Source organism: Bartonella silvatica (assembly GCF_040545155.1).
Classification (GTDB): Bacteria; Pseudomonadota; Alphaproteobacteria; order Rhizobiales; family Rhizobiaceae; genus Bartonella; species Bartonella silvatica.
In genome coordinates this window covers 65699-87470 of the sequence record NZ_JBEPLI010000002.1, presented here as the reverse complement: position 1 = coordinate 87470, position 21772 = coordinate 65699, and the positions used below count along the sequence as shown (strand labels likewise).

The window sequence follows — 21772 nt, the reverse complement described above, 5'->3', positions numbered from 1 at the left end:
TGAGCAATCGTATATATTGACTATTTCCAAACAGTATCATCTACTTTTGCGTTAAAATGGCCTATAAGAGAAATAAAGTGGTTGATTCTCAAAAAGTTTTTATAAAGTACAAAGTACAAATAGGTGTTTTTTTATAATTCATAAAAAAAACACTGAACAAGAAATTCTCATTTTGTTCAGTGTTTTCATTCAATCTAATATGAATTATTTTATAAATTTGATTTGATGAGAAAGTCTGGACCAAATTTAAAAGTGCTCGCCAATTAAGGCTAAAGTTTCCAACCTGTCTTTACTTTGCGTTTACTCAGAACAGCAACAATTTCAACATGGGATGACCATAAAAATTGATCAATCGGTATGATTTTTTCTACGGTATAACCACCTGCAACAAGAAGAGATAAATCACGAGCAAATGTAGAAGCGTCGCAAGAAATAGCTATAACGCGTGGTATTGCTGCCTTAGCCAATTCACGAACTTGTTCTTCGGCACCAGCACGTGGAGGATCAAAGACAATATAGTCAAAACATTCAAGTTCTTTTACAGAAAGTGGACGACGGAAAAGGTCGCGCTTTTCACAACTAACTGTTTTTAAACCAGTTGCAGAACGTACTGCTGAATCTAAACTTTCTAACGCTGCTTCATTACTTTCCACTGCATGCACATTCACCTTTTTAGCCATCCGTAAGGTAAATGTGCCTACCCCTGAAAACAAATCAAGAGCATTCTTTGCTTTCTTTAAATGAGTCATAATAATATGACTCATGACGTTTTCTGCTTCAAGTGTGGCTTGTAGAAAACTGCCAGCTGGCAATTCAACACACACATCCCCAAAATAAATCAAAGGTTTTTCCTGCTCAATCCAAGTCTCACCTTCAACAGATAATCGCGTGATTCCACATGAAAGCGCTGCTGATATCATTTTTTGACGAAGTGACTCATGGCGTATAACACACCCCTTAAAAGCAACATCTAAACCATTTTCAACATGTGTTATTGTGATGTGAAACCGTTTTACATAATCGCTTAAAAAAGCGCATAACATCTTAATATCATCCAGCTTAGATATAATCTCCGGACAACTCACTGGACATTCCTCAAGAGCAACAATTTCATGAGAGAGAGCGCGATTAAAACCAACTTTCTGCCCTTGTAGTGTCATAGATGCTGTGAGCGTCATCCGCCGACGACTATAAGGCTTACATGCAACTAAAGACGAAACAGCAATATCAAGCCCATATTCTTTCAGCGCATCAACCACCAGTTGTCTCTTCCATTCATGATAAGAATCGATATGCCAATGTTGAAGTGCACATCCTCCGCATTCTCCAAAATGCTGGCAAAGAGCCTCGATACGCTCTGGTGACTTTTCCTTTAAATCTATAAGCTTTGCATATTTTCCATGAATAGAAATTTCCGCAAACTCTCCTGGTAAAGTAAAAGGAACATAGATCAAACCACGCAATGTTTTTATGACACCATGACCATTCGCCCCCATATGATCAATTATAACATTGTTATTCACTCTTGTTTTTCTCCGAATAACAAATATTCTAAATTACCATCACTGCCTGCGATAGGTGAAGGAAGCAAACCTTTTGCACTCCATCCATTTTGCAAATTCAGCCAATTAAAAAGCCTTTCAGCAGTTTCTTGAGCCATTGATGGATCTTTTAGTATCCCCCCTTTACCAAGATGATCACGCCCCACCTCAAATTGAGGCTTTACCAATAAAACGGCTTGCGCACCTTTCTTGGCTAAAGACAAAACAGGAGGCAATGCAAGTTTGAGAGAAATAAAGCTAACATCTGATACAATGAGATCAATTTCCCGTCCATTTAAATGTTCTTGTTTTAAATCTCTAGCATTTAAACCTTCTAATAAAGTAATTGCACTATTGCCCAACAAACGTGCATCCAATTGATGATGCCCCACATCAACAGCAATAACATGTGCTGCTCCACGTTCTAAAAGAACTTGTGTAAACCCTCCTGTTGATGAACCAATATCAATGGCAGTTACTCGATTCATGACAATTGGAAACACATCAAGAGCACTGATTAACTTTAATGCCGCACGCGAAACATAATTCTGCGCTCGATCACAAACAATAATTTCTGCGTCATCAGAAATAATTTGCCCAGCCTTTAAAATGATTTCACCATTCACCTTAACGGTTCGACGAACAATAGCGTCACGTGCGCGTGAACGTGTGGTAAAAAAGTTTTTTTCAACTAAAAGAATATCAAGCCTCTTTTTGATGGCCATTTTATACTCAAATTTTCTGTACTGTCCGCATCTCACGTCCTAAGGCAGCAAAGACCATGTTGACAATACCGACAGCATCAAGTCCTATGCGGGAAAGAACTTTTTCTGGTGAACCATGATTTAGATATTCATCAGGGAGTTTTAATGTACGTACTTTCAAACCATGTTCTAAGAGCCCTTTTTGTGCCAAAAATTGTAATAAATGCGCTCCAAACCCACCTATAGCACCTTCTTCAATTGTTACTAATATTTCATGCTCACGAGCCAAACGGCACATCAAATCTTTATCCAAAGGCTTTGCAAACCGTGCATCTGCAACCGTTGTAGACAATCCTTCCACACTCAACATATCGGCAGCCACCAAAACTTCCGACATCCGCGCTCCAAAACAAACCAAAGCAACCCGATTTCCCTCACGCAGCACCCGCCCTTTTCCAATCTCTAGGAGTTCACCGCGCTGCGGTAAATCTATACCAATGCCTTCACCGCGCGGATAACGAAAAGAAATTGGCCCCTGATCATAAGCTGCAGCAGTACGCACCATATGCATCAATTCAACCTCATCAGAAGGTGCCATCACAATAAACTCAGGAAGAGTCGCCAAAAAAGCAATATCAAAGCTGCCCGCATGTGTTGGGCCATCTGCCCCTACAAAGCCTGCTCGATCAATTGCAAAACGCACTGGTAATTTTTGTATTGATACATCATGAATAATCTGATCATAAGCACGCTGTAAAAAAGTAGAATAAATAGCGACAAAAGGCTTATACCCCTCACAAGCAAGTCCCGCTGCAAACGTCACTGCATGCTGCTCAGCAATACCAACATCAAACATTCTTTCAGGAAATTTTTCAGCAAAAGTATCAAGACCTGTCCCCGTTGGCATTGCTGCCGTTATGCCCACAATCTTCTCATCATGCATAGCTTCTTCTATTAAAGCTCTTGAAAAGACTTTCGTATAAGAAAGCGCATGACTTTGTGCTTTAACCTGTTGACCGGTTATAATATCAAAACGGTTAACACCATGATATTTATCCGATGACGCTTCCGCAGGTGCATATCCTTTCCCCTTATGTGTAACAACATGCACCAAAACAGGACCATGAGGATATTCACGAACATTTTTTAAAACCGGTAATAAATGTCTTAGGTTATGACCATCTATTGGTCCCACATAGTAGAAGCCAAGTTCTTCAAATAAAGTTCCCCCAACCAATAATCCACGTGCAAGCTCCTCTGAACGACGTGCCTTATCTAAAAAGAATTTTGGTAATTTTTCGCCTAAACTTTTTACGCGTTCACGCAAGTTACGATAAGCAGGACGAGAAACCAACCGTGCAAGATGAGCACTCATAGCACCCGTGGGTGGTGCAATCGACATATCATTGTCATTCAGAATAACAATCAAACGCGCATCTAAAGCACCAGCATTATTCATCGCTTCATAAGCCATACCAGCAGACATAGCCCCATCACCAATGACAGCAATGATATTCCGCTTTTCCTCTGCCTTCAAAGCACTCGCCACCGCCATACCAAGACCAGCAGAAATAGAAGTAGAAGAATGCCCCGCACCAAATGGATCATATACACTTTCTGAACGTTTCGTAAAACCCGATAACCCACCTTCTTGACGTAATGTGCGGATTCTATCTCTACGCCCCGTTAAAATTTTATGCGGATAAGCTTGATGGCCAACATCCCAAATAAGCCTATCCCCAGGTGTATTAAAAACATAATGTAATGCGATAGTGAGCTCAACAACACCAAGACCAGCCCCAAGATGCCCCCCCGTTATGGACACTGCATTAATTGTTTCTGTCCGCAACTCATCAGCCAAATTGATCAAATCAGACTCAGGTAAAGCCCGCAAATCATGGGGCAAAAAAATACGGTCAAGTAACGGCGTCAATGTGCGAGACAAAAAAAACTCCTTAATATGATCTCAAGAAAGGAAAAGAATAAGTTCTCCCTTTTCTTCTATTGATAGTTTAGCATATTTTTATGAGAAAAATGAGAAAACGTTCTCTGCAAATGAAAGTTTATGATCTTTTTCATTAATTGACTTATTGAGTCAAAAAACCGACAAAATACGCTTTTTAAAAGCCAAATGACTGCATCTCCGATCTTGCAATAAATACTCTAAAATGATTCACTCTTATTCAGAATCAAGAAGCTCTACACCCTCTGGAGCCCCTTTATCAGAAAGTTGAATTTTCTCAACTTTCGCTTCAGCTGCTTTTAAAAGTATCTCACAATGCTTTTTAAGAGCTTCACCACGCTCATAAATATCTATTGACTGTTCTAAAGGAACATCCCCACGCTCTAGATTCTCAACAATCGCTTCAAGTTGCTTAAGCGCTTCTTCAAAACTTAACGCTGTAATATCTCCCTTATTGACCTCTTGTTTCATATAATCCTCATAAAGCACTCGTTTTGGATATACGAATTCCAAAACCCTCTAGACCTATATAATGACGTTCTTTAAAAGCATCAACAATAATGGAACGGATTCCTAGATGCTTCAAAATTTGTGCTCCTAAACCAATTTGGTGCCATTCTTCTTCACGTTTCATTGCTTGTACATGATTTTCTAAACCTTCTTTCACCATCTTCTGAGCATCAATCATTGAGTTTACACGAACAGACTTTTCACGCAAATAAACAAACACACCACATTTCTCTTTTTTTATCATCTGCTGCATAATCGCTGTAATATTTAAAGATTGATCAAAAACATCATTCAAAATATTTTCATGATGCATCCATACAGGAATATTCTCCCCCCCACAGATATCACCAAAAATAATTGCAATATGTTGTATTGGCTCCCAAGGAATTTGATAACTGTGAACAACAGCTGGCCCAATTGATGTTTCAATAGGCATTTTTCCAATATGCTTGATCAAGGTTTCTTTACGTTGGCGATAAGCAATCAAATCTGCAACGGTTATCATATGCAGTCGATGGTCCTGTGCAAACTTTGTAATCTCCTCTCCATGTTTAACGCTTCCATCATCATTAACCAACTCACCAATAACACCAACGGGTGGCAAACCAACTAATTTACATAAATCAACAGCTGCTTCCGTATGCCCCGAACGCATAAGAACGCCCCCTTCATGCGCAATCAAAGGAAAAATATGTCCTGGACGAACAAAATCATCCGGACCAGCATTGGCATTAGCAAGATTACGCACAGCTAATGTACGATCATGTGCTGAAATCCCTGTTGTTATCCCATGTTTAAAATCAACAGTAACAGTAAATTGGGTACGATGTGTCGAATAATTCTCTGACACCATAGGTGTAAGATTAAATCGTTGTGCTTCTTCTTTTGGCATAGGAGCACAAACAATCCCAGTTGTATGACGAATGATAAATGCCATCTTTTCTTCTGTGCAATGAGCAGCAGCAACGATTAAATCACCTTCATTTTCACGATCATCATCATCAGTCACCACAACAATTTCACCACGCTCAAAAGCACGAATTGCAGAAACAATTTTATTTTCATTATAGGCCATTATTTTCCTCTTGAATCACCCAACTTGACCACGGTGCCTGAGATAGTGATCCGCAATAGCACAAGCGACCATCGCCTCACCAACAGGAACAGCACGAATCCCAACGCAAGGGTCATGACGTCCCTTCGTTACAACATCAACGTCATTGCCATGAATATCAATCGAACGACGAGAGGTTAAAATTGATGAAGTGGGTTTCACAGCAAAGCGAGCAATAATTGGCTGCCCACTCGATATTCCACCTAAAATACCACCTGCATGATTAGATAAAAAGATGGGTTTTCCATCATTTCCCATCCGCATTTCATCAGCATTTTCTTCTCCCCTTAAGCAAGCTGCTGCAAAACCATCACCTATTTCAACCCCCTTTACCGCATTAATAGACATGAGCAATGATGCAATATCCTGATCAAGCTTCCCGTAAAGAGGAGCGCCTAAACCTGTCGGAATATTTTCTGCAATAATCTCAACAACAGCACCAACCGATGAACCATCTTTGCGCACTTTATCTATATAATCACTAAAAACCTGCACCATCTCCGCATCAGGCGTAAAAAAAGGATTTTTATCAACCTCCGACCAATCCCAACGATCACGATTAATTCTATGAGGACCAATAGCGATCACAGCCCCCCGTACAACCAAACGAGGCACAATTTTACGAGCAACAGCGCCTGCGGCAACACGAGCCACCGTCTCACGTGCAGATGCACGACCACCACCGCGAAAATCACGAATACCATATTTAACATCATAAGTATAATCAGCATGTCCCGGGCGATATTGATGAGCAATGGAACCATAATCTTTAGAACGCTGATCTGTATTTCGAATCAAGAGAGAAATGGGGGTTCCCGTTGTTACCAATGCTGCCCCATCATCATGCAAGACAGTTCCGGAAAGGACCTCTATCCGATCCAACTCTTGCCGCTGCGTTGTATAGCGAGATTGTCCTGGTCTGCGTTTATCAAGATAACATTGAATATCTGAAAGAGTAAAAACAATGCCTGGAGGACAACCATCTATGACACAGCCCAAAGCAGCACCATGACTTTCACCCCATGTTGTTACACGAAATAAATGACCAAATGTATTATGCGACATAAAAAGTGACCCATTTCTCAGTCAAATATAAGCAACCACAACTTATGTTGGGTTGGACACAAATAGCTTCCTTTCCAAAGTGCTATTCACTGTTTTAACTTTGGTCAAATCACCAATATTAAATAAAGCTTTATCAATAAACCTTATTCTTTAACGACAGAAATATCCGGCGCATCAACAGCCTTCATACCGATAATGTTGTAACCTGAATCCACATGATGCACTTCACCTGTAACAGAACGAGACAAGTCTGAAAGAAAATAAAGAGCAGAATCACCCACGTCTTCAATTGTTACAGTACGGCGTAAGGGAGCATTATATTCATTCCATTTTAAAATATAACGAAAATCACCAATACCAGAAGCAGCTAAGGTTTTGATTGGTCCAGCAGATATAGCATTAACACGAATATGCTTTGGCCCCAAATCCACTGCGAGATACTTCACACTTGCTTCAAGTGCTGCCTTAGCAACCCCCATTACATTATAATTGGGAACAACCTTTTCCGCACCATAATAGCTCAGTGTTAAAATTGAACCACCATCTGACATCAGTTTCTCGGCACGTTTTGCCAAAGCTGTTAAAGAGTAAACGGAAATATTCATGGTCATCATAAAATTCGATTCGCTAATATCAATATAGCGACCACTTAATTCATCTTTATCAGAAAAACCAATAGCATGAACTAAAAAATGGAGCTTACCCCATTTCTGCTCTATTATTTTAAAGACTGCATCAATTGATGCACTATCAGCAACATCACAATGACCGCAAACAAATCCTTGTACTTCCTCTGCCAAGGGTTCAACACGCTTTTTCATTGCCTCACCCTGATAGGTAAAAGCAAGCTCTGCTCCAGCACTACTTGCCGCTTTTGCTATCCCCCAAGCGATAGAGCGATTATTAGCCAATCCCAAAATTAGCCCACGCTTGCCATACAATAAACCATTACCCTTAGCCATCAGCACTGCCCCATTGTTGTTTACAATAAATACTTATTTATCTGCCTATGGCATAGGTGAACTTTTTCTTCAAGTAATTGGTTTCAAATCAAACAAAAATGACGCTTTTATACCACGTAAAAACTAACTTTTTTGTGTTTGCAAAAATTGTTCCAGCGCTGCATCTCCACCTTCCGGCAACATAATACGAACATGTACATAAAGATCATCTCTTGTGCCATTTTTTAAACGAAGCCCTTTTCCTTTTAATCGTAAAACACGATCCGAACTCGACCAAGCAGGAATAGTGAGAGCCACACGCCCCTCTAAAGTTTCAACCTCTTCTTTTGCTCCCAAAACGGCATGTTTCAAAGAAACAGGTAAATCAAAATGAAGCGCCCTTCCCTCAACACGTAAGCGAGGATGCTTTTGAATCTGAATAGTCACTAAAGCATCTCCAGCTTGCCCATAAGATACCTTTTCTCCCTGGCCTTTTAAACGAATAGTTTGGCCATCCTCAATATAATCTGGAAGCTTAATGTGTAACCTTTTCCCATTTGGAAAAACAGCTTCTACTTTTTCTGCTCCAACCATCTGCTCTAATGTGATTGCAAGATTGGCACGAATATTTTCCCCCTGTTGAGGACGACTATACCGTGTAGAGTTTGAAAAACCCTCTCGACCTCCAAACAGATCACGAAAAATATCACTGGCATCAAAATTTGCACCGCCGGAAGAACCGAAATCAAATCCCTTCGCTCCTCGTGAAAAAGGATTGTGCTGATTGCCAAAATTATCACCAGCACCATAGGCTTGATAAAGTGGTTTTCCTTCCATATCAATTTCACCACGATCAAATTGTGCTTTTTTGTCTTTATCACCTATAATCTCATAAGCTTGATTAATTTCAGAAAACTTTTCTTTAGCCTTTGCATCACCCATATTGTGATCCGGATGATACTTCTTTGCTAATCTTCTGAATGCCGATTTAATCTCTTGCGGCTTTGCGGTACGTGCCACACCCAAAACCGCGTACGGATCACGCATATTGTCCTCTTTTCAATTTTTTCATCTTTAAAATATCAACAGATAGACTGTCCACTATCCCTCACAACTTCATTGATTTATTCGAAAATATGATTTTCTCTTTCTATTATATGTCTATTAAAAAACTAAAATACCAGATAAAATCCATATTTTATTTCATATAGCTCATTGCATTTTATGCTAAAAACAAAAATGATTTAAATATCATACATAACAGTATCGGATTTTTGAAATAAGAAAACAACACTTTAGCTTTTGATGAAAAAGTAAATTAAAGAGCTCCTCTAACTATGCTCACAGATACTCAAAGGTAACGTACTATGAATAATAAAGTACAAACAGACGATGGTTTTATGCAAACACAAGAACCTTTTTCACTTTTTACAAAGTGGCTCAAAGAGGCAACAGTGAGCGAAATAAATGATCCCAATGCTATGGCATTAGCAACAGTTGATGAAACAGGGATGCCTAATGTCCGTATGGTCCTTCTCAAAGATTACGATGCTCAAGGTTTCATCTTCTATACGAACTATGAAAGCCAAAAAGGACAAGAAATTTTAAAGTCAATGAAAGCGTCTTTAGGTTTTCACTGGAAATCACTACAACGGCAGATCAGAATTCGTGGGTTTGTGGAAAAAGTGAGTACGCAAGAAGCAGATGCGTATTTCCAATCACGACCACGTGGAAGTCGAATTGGAGCGTGGGCATCCAAACAATCGCGACCGTTAGAAAACCGTTTTGTGCTCGAAAAAGCAATTGCTCAATATACGACACGTTATGCGATAGGGAATATCCCACGTCCACCCTATTGGTCTGGATTTCGTGTTAAACCTCTTTCTATTGAATTCTGGCATGATCGCCCATTTCGCCTACATGACCGCCTTCTCTTTACACGTGATTCTGTTGAACATGATCATTGGCAAAGGCAAAAACTCTACCCTTAATTCTTCATAAAAACTTTACCCAACGATTTAAAACCCTTTTACAAAATTAAGGAATGGATCGCTTAATTCAGTTTAAACGAGATGATGAAACCTTATGAGTTTTTTATAATAATCTTTTACCAATTAAATATTTTGCAAAAATTATCATTATAAGGACTCAATTGAAACGCCCCCCTATATTCAATAAGCCTTTAGAATAACCGAAATATTAAACAAAGGACGGGGAAGCGTAGTTCATATCAAAGAAAATAGTTTTTCCGATATTTTCACGTAAATATATTTTGATTACATCCTAGATAAACTAGCAGATTAACACAATGAAAATTATAAAAAGAACAACCCCTTAAGAACAGCAAAAAACACACAATCGCATTTTTTGACACATTTTTATGAATCTTAAATTGTAGGGAAGAATATCATCCATAAACCACCGCACACTAAACCAGCAAAAACGATAAAACCAATAAAGGAGTTCGATTTAAAAAGCTGTAGGCATTGTGAGCTGTCATCTATATCAATGATTTTAATTTGAATGAACATGTGAATACTTGCCACAACAATTCCCACAAAACTAATAATTGGGATCTTTGCCAAATAAAATGCCAAACTAACAAGTATTACAAAGCCACTATATAAAAAAACTAAAGCACATTTTGTACCCTTACCAAAGAGAAGTGCTGTGGAACCTACCCCAACGGTCACATCATCTTCCTTATCTTGATGCGCGTAAATTGTATCATATCCTATCGTCCATAAGATTGACCCTAGATACAGTAAAACCGGAGCAAGACTGAGATTTCCATACACCACTGCCCACCCCATTAATGCCCCCCAATTAAAGGCAATACCCAAAAAAAGCTGTGGCCAGTACGTTACACGTTTCATAAAAGGATAAAGTGCAACGGCTACCAATGATGATATCCCCAGAAAAAAACTAAACTTATTAAATTGTGATAAAACAGCTAAACCAACCAAACATTGAACGAGAATAAAAATTTTTGCCTGAAGTCGACTCACATGTCCCGTTGGTAACGGACGAGAACGTGTCCTCTCCACCTGAGAATCAATTTTATGATCAATAAGATCGTTCCAAGTACAGCCTGCCCCGCGCATAGCTATAGAACCTAGAAAAAAAAGAAAAAGATACCAAAACCAATGAAATAACCTCGATAACAGAGGAAGCAAATGCATTTCGTAAGAAAGAAAAGCCATTGTTGTTGACCAGAAACAAGGCCACATCAACAATTGCCACCCAATAGGTCGATCCCAACGTGCTAATTGAGCATAAAACCACAAAGAAGAAGGAAGAAACCGATAAACCCATTGTTTTGAAGATGCATCCACAACTCGTCCCTGATGCTCACAAGATTGAATATGTGCAATATTTTTACTTTTTTTTACCATATAATCTTACCTTTGATCTTGCGATAGAGACATTTCATTCTTATGACAAGAAAACGCATTTCATTATCTTCTATGATAGGAGCAAACAATGAACATCCTTCTTATTGGCTCAGGCGGACGTGAACATGCTTTAGCATGGAAAATAGCAGCATCGCCACTGCTAACAAAATTATATTGTGCTCCTGGAAATCCTGCAACAATGGAATTGGGTGAAAATATTAATTTGAATATTGACGATCATTCTCTCATTATTGAATTTTGTAAAACACATTCTATTGATCTCGTGGTTGTTGGACCGGAAGCCCCACTTGTTGCAGGCATAACAGACTCCCTTAATAAAGCTGATATCTGTGTATTTGGCCCCTCTCAAGAAGCTGCCAAGCTAGAAGGTTCAAAGGCTTTCACAAAAGATCTATGCTATAAGAATAACATTCCTACAGGAATCTACCAATGCTTTAATGATGCTGTAAACGCTAAAGCCTACATTCGTCAACAGGGGGTCCCCATTGTCATTAAAGAAGATGGTTTAGCAGCCGGTAAAGGTGTTGTTGTTGCAACAACAATAGAAGAAGCATTGAGTGCAGTTGATTCTTACTTCAAAAATACTCTTGATAATATAGAGAAAAAAATTGTGATAGAATCTTTTCTGGAGGGTGAAGAAGCCAGTTTCTTCTGTCTTTGTGATGGTAAAATTGCTCTGCCCTTTGGGTCAGCACAAGATCATAAACGTGTGGGTGATGGTGATACGGGAGCAAATACCGGTGGTATGGGTGCCTATTCACCAGCTCCTATTATGTCCAAAGAAATGGTTGATCGTACTCTTAAAGAAATTGTTGAACCAACTTTACGGAGTATGAATGCAATGGGAACTCCTTTTAAAGGTATTCTTTTCGTCGGATTGATGATTACACAAAAGGGGCCTGAACTCATTGAATTTAATGTGCGATTTGGTGATCCTGAGTGTCAGGTCTTAATGATGCGTCTTAAAGATGATATCCTCCCACTTCTTCTAGCTGCTGCCCAAGGAAATCTTGAACAAAAATCTTTGCAGTGGTCTGAAAAAACTGCTTTGACTGTTGTTATGGCTGCCAAGGGTTATCCAGCCTCCCCTCAAAAAGGGACTGTGATTCGTAACCTTGATCAGGCAAATGCTTTATCTGATGTAAAAGTTTTTCAAGCTGGTACAGCACTCCGCAATGGAGAACTCATCGCCAATGGTGGACGCGTTTTAAATATAACAGCAACTGGAGAAAACGTTACACAAGCACAAAAACGTGCTTATGAAGCTGTCAACTGTATTAATTGGCCAGAAGGTTTCGTTCGCCACGATATTGGATGGCGTGCCATTATGCGAGAAAGCTAAATTCTTTTGCTCCTCTCTTCATAATTTGATCATTTAAGTGACAACATCATATATAAATTCACGAACTCTTACGACTCATGGCTTTATAAAGAATATTTATCTTTGAAAATTCAGAGACTTCTAACAGACTATTCGTGCCCATCAAAAAACAACTAAAAACTTTTCTCATGGTAAAAATTATAGTTCAACTGTGCGGTTACTTTATTGTCTACTTAAAATTCATTTGTTCACTATTTTTTACAAATAACCTTTTGCTTCTTCAAAAGTGAAAACAAAAATAACCTACTGTCATTGCCATTGCATAATAAAACCATGAAGCCTTTTCTAATATAACCTACGAATGTTTTCACGCTGCAGCAAAATAAAAATCTATATTTATGAATAAGATATTTCTATTATCACTAAAACTAAAGACTTAATAACCTTGGAAGGAAGCATTGCTATTTATAGCGTGACAACCACAGTGCAAAAAATATCTCATGTCATGAATTCTTACAACAACGCCATATGATTAAAAAATCATACCTTAGTTTATAAAAATAATTTATTTTTTCATGCTGAACAAAAGTGCCCAATATGAAAAGATTTTCCCATTTCAATCCTGTTTTCATAGTGAAGCAATAAAAACTACCCGCTTGCGCATTACAAATGGACCCAACATGTCGATACAATAGTTTAAAAGAACTAAAAAACTATCTCTTACACACTCTCTAAATATAAGGGCTGCAGCCATACTGAAATTTAGCAAAGCTCCCATTTACACGCGATAGAATACAAAAAATATCTCAAATAGATAGCTGCACTATTACAACAGAAAAGAACAGGATGTGTATCAATACGAGTGTAACAAAACGCGATTTGCGATCATCAAACGTAACCCGAGGGATTTGTTAGAACGAAGTAAACAACGCTTTTTTTTAGAATTGAGTGTCGTCGAAAAAAATTGACGTAAATCAGAACGATCCTTAACAACAACAACGCGATTATCCTCATTGATCATCAACATAGGCAGGTCATACGTATCTGCCCATAACCTCCAATCCAAAAGAACATTATTTAAATCCCTAGAGACTAAAAGCGGAATGCACACTTCTCTATCTGTGTGAAACAACTCTAAGATAACAGCCTTTTCGCCCGAATGTGTTTTTACAGTACGCGCCGCAATTCCTTTAAAATAATCAGAAGGGATTAAATGCGATAAACTCGAAGAAGTATCCGTTTTTAAAAAAACACCACGCTCACTCAACGAACAAATTATTTTATTGCCCGTTTTTGATGAAAAATAAGTTGTCGTTTGTGGCAAATGGCACGGATCCAACCGAAATTCAAGCACCGCTTTTGCCTGATTAAAGCATTGATTAGCCATATATAGTGTCCCAATTTATCTTAATAATCACACCTTTTAGCAACTTTTCCTCATTGGATTATTAAAAGATTGAATAAAAAAACAACTGGTTTCTTTTTTGGTTATTAAAATCTAAACAAAACGCACGACACAACGCGTTTTTCTCAAATTATAATATTTTTCCAGGATTCATGATCCCTAAAGGATCAAGCAGTTTCTTAATCCCCTGCATCATATCCAACGCAACAGGCGATTTGAAAACACGAAGTTCCTCACGCTTAAGTTGACCAATGCCATGCTCAGCAGAAAACGCACCTTGATAATGCATGACCAAACTATGAATACTATGGTTGATTCGTGACCATAACTGCAAAAATGCAGCAGTATCAGCGCCGATGGGCTGTGTAATATTATAGTGCAAATTTCCATCACCCATGTGGCCGAAACAAACAACACGTGCACCTGGAACAATATCTTCGACAAGATGTGCTGCCTTAGCTATAAAATCAGGAATAGAAGCAGGTGGCACCGCAATATCATGTTTAATAGACCCTCCCGCTAATTTCTGCGCAGGTGATATACTTTCACGCAATTGCCAAAAAAAATCTTGCTGCTTTAAGGATTGTGCAACAACGGCATCTTCTATCACAGCTTCTTTAAAAGATTCTTCCAGAATAATATGAAGCACTGATAAGGCCTCATCCTCTCCCTGCAATGATGAAATATTCATCAATACATACCATTCATGTTGATGCTCAAGAGGGGACCTTTCACGCAGCTTATAGTCTAAAGCCATTTTCAAGCTGAGCTGCCCCATGAGCTCAAAACTCGTTAACATCCCCCCTCCATGACATTGAGCAAGAGATAAAAACTCAAGCGCCTTTTCTGGATTACATAAACCAACCAAAGCGACTGCTTTTCCTTTTGGTTTTGGAAAAAGCTTTAAAACTGCCGCTGTTATGACACCTAGAGTGCCTTCTGCACCAATAAAAAGATTTTTCAAATCATAACCGCTATTGTCCTTTTTGACAAAACGTAAATCATCTAAAATACGACCATCAGGCAAAACCACTTCCAAGCCAAGACACAACTCACGCATATTTCCATAAGCTAAAACAGCTGTCCCCCCCGCATTAGAAGAAAGGTTTCCTCCTATCTGACAAGAACCTTCTGACGCCAATGAAAGAGGAAAAAGACGATCTAATTCATCTGATTTTTTTTGTAAATTTTGTAAAATAACACCAGCCTCCACCACAGCAAAATTACCTTCAAGATTCATACATCGAATCTTATTTAATCGCTCCATAGATAAAAGAACACCATTTCCACTCTTATCAGGCTGCCCTCCCCCGACAAGACCTGTATTGCCCCCCTGTGGTACAATCGGTGTACACGTTTTGGTAGCCAAGCGCATAATTGATGATACTTCTGAGGTAGAAGAAGGTCTTAAAAGCAATGGCGTTTTTCCATGAAACCGTCCACGTTCTTCAAGCAAATAGGGCGCAATCAATGCCTGATCTGTTATAGCATGTGCCTCACCAACAATTTTTCTAAAGTCTTCAATTAATCCCTGCTCCATCTTCATTCCTCCCTTGGAGCCGCTGCACGCCTGAGACGATCATTAATCGCTTCTCCCAATCCGTATGATGGAATAGATTCAACTGCAATACATCTAACATTAAGTGAATCCAACTGCTTCATATATTGGAATAAATGAGAAGCAGCCTCTTCTAATTGTCCATTCTCGCTAAGGTTTAAAATAGCAACGGCATTTTCAGACCCCATGATGCGTTTTTGACCAAATGCCAAAAGTGCTTCACCACTTTCCACTTTTTGTACATTCAAACGAATTACAGCATTTGGCGCATAATGCGATTTTAACATCCCAGGTGCCTCAATCGCAGCCTGTTGATCTAAACGTTTCAGTAATTTACCAGTGATTTTTTCGATTTCTTCAGCGGCAAGTCCGCCCGGACGCAAAAGATAAACCCCCTCATCACAAACCTTAATGATTGTTGATTCAAGCCCTATTTTACAAGGTCCTCCATCAAGGATCAAAGGGACAGATTCCCCTAAAGATGCAAAAACAGCCTCAGCCGAAGTAGGACTAAGACGCCCTGATTGATTGGCACTAGGAGCAGCAAGAGGTCGACCAAAATACTGTACAACTTCTGCAAAACGACTATCTGGAAAACGAACCGCCAATGTATCCAAACCAGAAGTGGTTAAAGGATGGATATTATGCTGGGCTTTCAAAGGGAGAACAAATGTCAAGGGACCAGGCCAAAACGCTTCCATTAATCGACGTGAAAGACAATCAATTTCAACATAGCGTTCAGCCATGTCAATACTGCTTACATGAGCGATAAGAGGATTAAATTGTGGACGCTTCTTTGTGGAAAAAATAGAAGATACAGCCTTTCCATTGGTTGCATCACCTGCCAATCCATAAACAGTTTCAGTGGGAAGTGCAACTATCCTCCCCTGTTCAAGAAGCGAAACTGCTTCCTTGATCGAATCACTATTGAAAGACCGAATTGTCATAATACATCATTCCCGTCGCGTTTTTTAAGAGGTGCAAAGCTATAACGATGTAATCCTACAACTGGGCCATAATGATCAAGAGCGGTACGATGGGCAAGCGTTGCATACCCAACATGTTTTTCTAAGCTATAACCTTTATAAACTTGCCCTGCACATTCCATCATCCGATCACGCGTTACTTTGGCAATAATAGACGCTGCTGCAATGGAAACCGAACGTTGATCACCTTTAATCAAAGCAGTCGCTGGACATGGTAACTTAGAGGGAATATCACGTCCATCCACAAGAACATAATGAACTGGAATTGCTAGCCCCCTAACACAGCGACGCATAGCTTCTAGAGTTGCTTTTCGAATATCAGACTGATCAATCGTACGGGCACAAAGACTAGCCACCGAAATGGCTAATGCACTTCGCAAAATTTCATCATACAGCTGCTTACGCCGCTGAATTGAGAGTTTTTTTGAATCATTTAACCCTTCAGGAATATGATCTTTATCCAGAATGACGGCCGCCGCTACCACAGGTCCAGCCAATGGTCCACGCCCGACTTCATCAACGCCCACTATATGAAGAAATCCCTGTTTTTGCAAATCTAATTCGCATAAAAAATTAGGCTGAAGTGGTAAATTAAACATCTTTGATCAATCACAAATACAATAGAACACACCTAGTTTTTAACGGTCTCTCTCCCGCAGACACCACAGTAAAATAACACAACAAACATCTTGGTAAATTCTCACACAAAAACAAAATAAAAGAAACCAGTTATAGAGCCTCTCCACTTCCATTTGCTTTTTCTACTAAAAGTTATCTCATCATGTGGCCTGTATTATCTAGAAAATAAAAAACTTCCTTCTATTGCTTCATTTCTCCATCACACATGAAAGAATCGTTATCAAATAAAATCTTTTCACTTTATGCTTATCTATCAAACCCTTCCTAAGGTCATAATCGGTTGCACGAACCAACTTGGATGCATCAATTTAATTAAAAGAGCTGCTTTTTCTGCTGTTTGTTGGTCTTTAAAAATACCAAAGCACGTCGCCCCCGATCCAGACATCCGAGAAAAAAGAGAGCCACACGCGTCTAATGTAGATAAGACTTCAGCCAATTGAGGCGCAATTTTCAATGCAGAAGCAAAAAGATCATTACGCGTCTCTTGTAAAGCTTCCACCAATGAATCCACCGTCTTCAAAGCTGTCGGATCAATTTTTAAAGAAGGATAATCATGTCTCTCTAAAGAGTCAAAAACAGCTTTGGTTGCAATCTGTTGACCATGATTCACTAATACTATTGCAAGAGAACAAGCTTCTTTTAGTCGTATAATATCTTGACCAATCCCTCTCACAAAAAGCGGCTGTTGATATTCCAATGCCAAAAGACACATTGGCACATCAGCGCCAAGCACTAAGCTCATTTCTGCTAATTGTTCATAAGAGCAATTAAGCCTCCACTGCTTATATAATATACTTAAAACCGCTGCCGCATCTCCTGAGCCACCCCCAACCCCTGAAGCAACAGGTAACGTTTTAACAAGCCGAAAAAAGGCTGGTTTAGCACTTTCAGGAAATGTCTTATACATAAAATCACGTGCACGAAGCACCAAATTATCTGAATTAGATAAAAGCCCCTGTGCAAACGGACCTGTTAAAATAAAATGATCACATTCACAAGGCGCATAACTCAGACAATCACCGCTGAGACTAAAATAAACCAAACTTTCAATGGAATGATAACCATCCACACGCCGCCCAACAACATGCAAAGCTAAATTCAACTTAATGGGCGTAAAGACATAAGAACATTTTTTGAACGAAAATCGGACATCTGATATCATTTAATGTAATATTCGCCTGCACAAGAATCCTTTACCAATATGTTGCCCTCCCTTGCAGTTGATTGAGGTTCTTTCCCCCTCAAATGTGTTGAGGGAACCGCTTCTTACAAAAATAATAAAGGTAAGAAACTATGACACACAATAAACTGAACACAAACACCCATACCATTTCAAACTTTTTCCTTCTAACAACCCTTTTTAGGCGTCAAACGAATTCCGTTGCGTATGGATTAACCTGCACTTCCAATCACAAACCATAACGCTGCCAAAGTGTACGCTCTTGCGCTGCCATTAAAACACCATCCACTGCTGTATAAACCGCATGAGCAGAAATTCCTGAAGCGGTTTTAGGTCCTAAAAGACTTTTTGGAGGTGCAATTAACCGTAATTTTGTATCATCCCCAAACCGCTCTTTAATAACAGAGCGTACATCATTTAATCCATCGACAAGCCCCAGTTCCACACCTTTCTTTCCACTCCAAAACATACCTGTAAAAATATCTGGATCATCTGATAACTTCGCTGCGCGCCGCTCTTTAACTAAATCAATAAAAGTTTGGTGAACTTCAAGCTGTAGAGACTTTAAATGTTCAATATCTGCTTTCTTTTCAGGCTGAAATGGATCTAATGCAACCTTATTTTTTCCTGCTGTGTAAACACGCCGCTCAACACCAATTTTCTTTAAAAGTTCCGGAAAACCAAAGGATGATGAAACAACTCCTATCGAGCCAACAATCGAAGAAGGATCAGCAAAAATTTCATCTCCCGCGCAAGCAATCATATAGCCACCCGATGCAGCCACATCTTCAACGAACACAAGAACCTGTTTCTTTTTTTCCTCTGCCAAATCACGAATACGCTTAAAAATAAAACGTGATTGTACAGGTGATCCACCAGGAGAGTTGATCATAAGTGCAACAGCCGGTGCTTTCTTATATGAAAAAGCCTTCTCTAAAAGATTTGCACATTTAACCAATGAAACTGTACGCGCCATCGGAGAAGATGAATCCATAATTGCTCCATGAAGGCGTACGACAGGAATTTCGAGTTTCCCCGAATAAAAACGATGTGGAATAAGATTCTTGATAACGTCCATCAACACAACATCTCCTTGTAAATTAAGATCAATCAAATAAGAAAGGACAACAGAAAGGAAGAACGTGATAATAGCCTAAAGCACCAATCACGCCCCACATGATAATTAGAAAGACAATTTCATACAAAGTCCAGAGCCTATTTGATAATAGAATTTCACTTCAAATTTAAGCAATAAACTAAAAAACACAAGATATCATTTTAAAAGTTCCCATAAACTTATACATCCGTTATTGACTGCGTCAATCTGCGGTGAAAAAGCATGACCATCACTCTCATGCATCACCAATGGCGGTAATACAGATAAAGCTGCTCGACTTCCCTGTTTTGCATAAAATAAAATCCGAATTGCCGCCATTTTCGCACGTGCATGAACCGGAATCACACAGATGCCACCAAAGCGCCCTTCTAAAGCACGCAAAATATCATTCAGCGATTGCGGACGCGCAATAAGCCCTAAATATCCCTTTGGCTTAACAATTGCTGCCGCACTCCGTAACCAGCTCTCAAACATCCCTTCAGGCATGACATGCGCCTCAGACTTTTGTCGATCAGGTGTCCTGCGATCTTCAGAACGATTAAAAGGCGGATTCATAATCACAAAATCAAAAGAATTATCTGCTAATCCTGCTTTTATACGCTCTTTCCCTTTGCAAGTAACATCTGCTCTTAACAAACAAATTCGCTCAGCAAGTTTTGCATTTTGTTTTAGCATAAGTGTTTTTTGCGCGTAGGAAACCATAAAGGCTGAACGCTCAACCAATGTAACATGAACATTCAAACAACGCGAAGCAACCGCCAACCCTGCTGCCCCAGCCCCTGCCCCTAAATCAACAACCTTTCCTCTTAAATGATTGGGAACTAAACTGGCTAATAACATAGCGTCCATGCCAGAGCGATGACCATATTTGCGCGGTTGAACAAGATAGAATTTTCCACGATGAAAGCTGTCAATTGTTTCATCAGTCTGATTCGTTGTTTCATCCATTTAAAAGCCTAATGCTTACCTTTACCAACTGAAATTTCCTATCAGCTCTTTTTAAAACAAAACCTTTTCAATTTTTTTCCATAGCTTTATAATGACAATATTACCTAAGCCTTTTAAAATGCTCTTTACCAATACATCCAAAACTTGCACTTTAAAGCAACACCAAAAGCTTGTGTCAAAACAAAACTCCCTTTATGCTACTGAACAAAATAAAATGCATATCTGTTCATTGCAATACTCTAGGAGTAAACACATTGAGTGTAGCCACGAAACCAAATCAAACAAGAGATAATCAAACTTCTCTCCAATCTCTTATAAACCTTACTCAAAATGATATGGAGCGTGTCAATCAACTTATCCTCTCTATGGCAAAGTCAGAAGTTGAAATGATTCCCGAAATTTCTCATCATCTTATTTCATCAGGTGGGAAACGGTTGCGCCCTATGATCACTTTAGCTTCCGCTCGTATGTTTGGTTATCAAGGTGATGGACATATAAAGCTCGCAACAGCTGTTGAATTTATGCATACAGCAACCTTATTGCACGATGATGTCATTGATGAAAGTCATTTACGGCGTGGAAAATCAACAGCACGAATGATTTGGGGAAATCAAGCAAGCGTGCTTGTTGGTGACTTTCTATTAGGCCAAGCTTTTAAAATGATGGTTGATGTGGGGTCTATAGAGGCACTTTCTGTTTTAGCAAACGCTGCTGCAATTATTGCCGAAGGGGAAGTTATGCAACTTTCTGCCGCAAATAATATAGAAACAAATTCTTCAGATTATCTTAAAATCATCAATGCAAAAACGGCGGCACTTTTTTCCGCTGCTGCAGAGGTTGGACCAATTATTGCTGGCTATAAAGATCAAGAGCGTACTGCATTGCGTGAATATGGAGCATTATTAGGACTCGCTTTTCAGTTAATTGATGACGCACTTGACTATGGTGGCTCCACTAAGGACTTGGGAAAAAATATAGGGGACGATTTTAGAGAAGGTAAAATCACCATGCCTGTTATCCTCGCATACGAACGCGGCAATGAAGAAGAAAAAACCTTTTGGAAACAAACTCTTGAAAATGGCAATAATGATGATGAAGCCTTCAAACATGCGCAATACTTAATCGAAAAATATAAGTGCCTTACAGATACAATCGAGCAAGCACATCTTTATGGCATGCGCGCAATCGATGCTCTTGCTTCAATAAACAAAAACCTTACTCATGATGCCCTCATTGAGACTGTTGATTTTTGTATTGCACGCGTAAACTAACTTTTTGCAAAAATCACAATATTTTTCAAAAAAGTAATTGAATATGATCTATAAACTACACAGTCGATTGATTACCTTGAAAAGGATTAGCTC

At 39.2% G+C, this 21772-nt stretch carries 19 protein-coding genes; 3 read left to right on the top strand and 16 right to left on the bottom strand.

Translation table 11 applies throughout. The features are described 5' to 3' along the window. Positions 1–269: 269 nt before the first annotated feature. From ABID23_RS02070 to ABID23_RS02035, 8 genes are all read right to left on the bottom strand, one after another. Positions 270–1523, bottom strand: coding sequence for a class I SAM-dependent RNA methyltransferase (locus ABID23_RS02070; protein WP_354188837.1), 1254 nt, complete (start codon positions 1521–1523; stop codon positions 270–272). Next, positions 1520–2266, bottom strand: a complete 747-nt coding sequence (locus tag ABID23_RS02065; RefSeq protein WP_354188835.1) for a TlyA family RNA methyltransferase — start codon at positions 2264–2266, stop codon at positions 1520–1522. The genes ABID23_RS02070 and ABID23_RS02065 overlap by 4 nt, the downstream gene beginning before the upstream one ends. Before the next feature lie 7 nt (positions 2267–2273). Then, positions 2274–4190: a 1-deoxy-D-xylulose-5-phosphate synthase gene (dxs, locus tag ABID23_RS02060; RefSeq protein ID WP_354188833.1), complete on the bottom strand. Its 1917-nt coding sequence runs from the start codon at positions 4188–4190 to the stop codon at positions 2274–2276. A gap of 234 nt (positions 4191–4424) precedes the next feature. Next, entirely contained in the window at positions 4425–4679 is a 255-nt protein-coding gene (locus ABID23_RS02055; protein ID WP_354188831.1) for an exodeoxyribonuclease VII small subunit, read from the bottom strand. 7 nt (positions 4680–4686) lie between these two features. Continuing rightward, positions 4687–5793, bottom strand: a complete 1107-nt coding sequence (ribB, locus tag ABID23_RS02050) for a 3,4-dihydroxy-2-butanone-4-phosphate synthase (RefSeq protein ID WP_354188829.1) — start codon at positions 5791–5793, stop codon at positions 4687–4689. A 15-nt stretch (positions 5794–5808) separates the two neighbouring features. Beyond that, a complete protein-coding gene (aroC, locus tag ABID23_RS02045; protein WP_354188827.1) occupies positions 5809–6897 on the bottom strand; it encodes a chorismate synthase in 1089 nt (362 codons plus the stop codon). Positions 6898–7040: 143 nt separating this feature from the next. Then, a complete protein-coding gene (gene fabI, locus ABID23_RS02040; RefSeq protein ID WP_354188825.1) occupies positions 7041–7859 on the bottom strand; it encodes an enoyl-ACP reductase FabI in 819 nt (272 codons plus the stop codon). 123 nt (positions 7860–7982) lie between these two features. Beyond that, complete coding sequence (locus tag ABID23_RS02035) at positions 7983–8885, bottom strand: DnaJ C-terminal domain-containing protein (protein WP_354188823.1); 903 nt, start codon at positions 8883–8885, stop codon at positions 7983–7985. Positions 8886–9205: 320 nt separating this feature from the next. Between ABID23_RS02035 and pdxH the strand changes: the two genes are divergently transcribed. After that, entirely contained in the window at positions 9206–9829 is a 624-nt protein-coding gene (gene pdxH / locus ABID23_RS02030; protein WP_354188821.1) for a pyridoxamine 5'-phosphate oxidase, read from the top strand. 396 nt (positions 9830–10225) lie between these two features. On the opposite strand, the gene ubiA is transcribed toward pdxH, so the two are convergent. Continuing rightward, positions 10226–11233 (bottom strand): 4-hydroxybenzoate octaprenyltransferase, encoded by a 1008-nt coding sequence (gene ubiA / locus ABID23_RS02025; protein WP_354188819.1) that lies wholly within the window; start codon positions 11231–11233, stop codon positions 10226–10228. 88 nt (positions 11234–11321) lie between these two features. Here ubiA and purD point away from each other — a divergent pair, with 88 nt between their 5' ends. After that, positions 11322–12596, top strand: a complete 1275-nt coding sequence (gene purD, locus ABID23_RS02020; RefSeq protein WP_354188817.1) for a phosphoribosylamine--glycine ligase — start codon at positions 11322–11324, stop codon at positions 12594–12596. 832 nt (positions 12597–13428) lie between these two features. Here the strand turns inward: purD and ABID23_RS02015 are convergent. The 7 genes from ABID23_RS02015 to ABID23_RS01985 all read right to left on the bottom strand — a co-directional run bounded on the left by ABID23_RS02015 (position 13429) and on the right by ABID23_RS01985 (position 20408). Next, positions 13429–13962, bottom strand: coding sequence for a DUF6101 family protein (locus tag ABID23_RS02015; RefSeq protein ID WP_354188815.1), 534 nt, complete (start codon positions 13960–13962; stop codon positions 13429–13431). Positions 13963–14110: 148 nt separating this feature from the next. After that, complete coding sequence (locus ABID23_RS02010; RefSeq protein WP_354188813.1) at positions 14111–15520, bottom strand: FAD-binding oxidoreductase; 1410 nt, start codon at positions 15518–15520, stop codon at positions 14111–14113. A 2-nt stretch (positions 15521–15522) separates the two neighbouring features. Next, complete coding sequence (locus tag ABID23_RS02005) at positions 15523–16485, bottom strand: L-threonylcarbamoyladenylate synthase (RefSeq protein WP_354188811.1); 963 nt, start codon at positions 16483–16485, stop codon at positions 15523–15525. Beyond that, complete coding sequence (gene rnhB / locus ABID23_RS02000; RefSeq protein WP_354188809.1) at positions 16482–17123, bottom strand: ribonuclease HII; 642 nt, start codon at positions 17121–17123, stop codon at positions 16482–16484. Before rnhB ends, ABID23_RS02005 begins: the two co-directional genes overlap by 4 nt. Before the next feature lie 293 nt (positions 17124–17416). Next, complete coding sequence (locus tag ABID23_RS01995) at positions 17417–18325, bottom strand: 4-(cytidine 5'-diphospho)-2-C-methyl-D-erythritol kinase (protein ID WP_354188807.1); 909 nt, start codon at positions 18323–18325, stop codon at positions 17417–17419. 247 nt (positions 18326–18572) lie between these two features. Next, complete coding sequence (locus tag ABID23_RS01990; protein ID WP_354188805.1) at positions 18573–19421, bottom strand: S49 family peptidase; 849 nt, start codon at positions 19419–19421, stop codon at positions 18573–18575. A gap of 195 nt (positions 19422–19616) precedes the next feature. Then, a complete protein-coding gene (locus tag ABID23_RS01985) occupies positions 19617–20408 on the bottom strand; it encodes a tRNA1(Val) (adenine(37)-N6)-methyltransferase (RefSeq protein WP_354188803.1) in 792 nt (263 codons plus the stop codon). A 194-nt stretch (positions 20409–20602) separates the two neighbouring features. Between ABID23_RS01985 and ABID23_RS01980 the strand changes: the two genes are divergently transcribed. Further along, positions 20603–21679 carry a polyprenyl synthetase family protein gene (locus ABID23_RS01980; RefSeq protein ID WP_354188801.1) on the top strand — a complete coding sequence of 359 codons (1077 nt, stop codon included), beginning with the start codon at positions 20603–20605 and terminating at the stop codon, positions 21677–21679. The last annotated feature ends 93 nt before the right edge of the window (positions 21680–21772 follow it).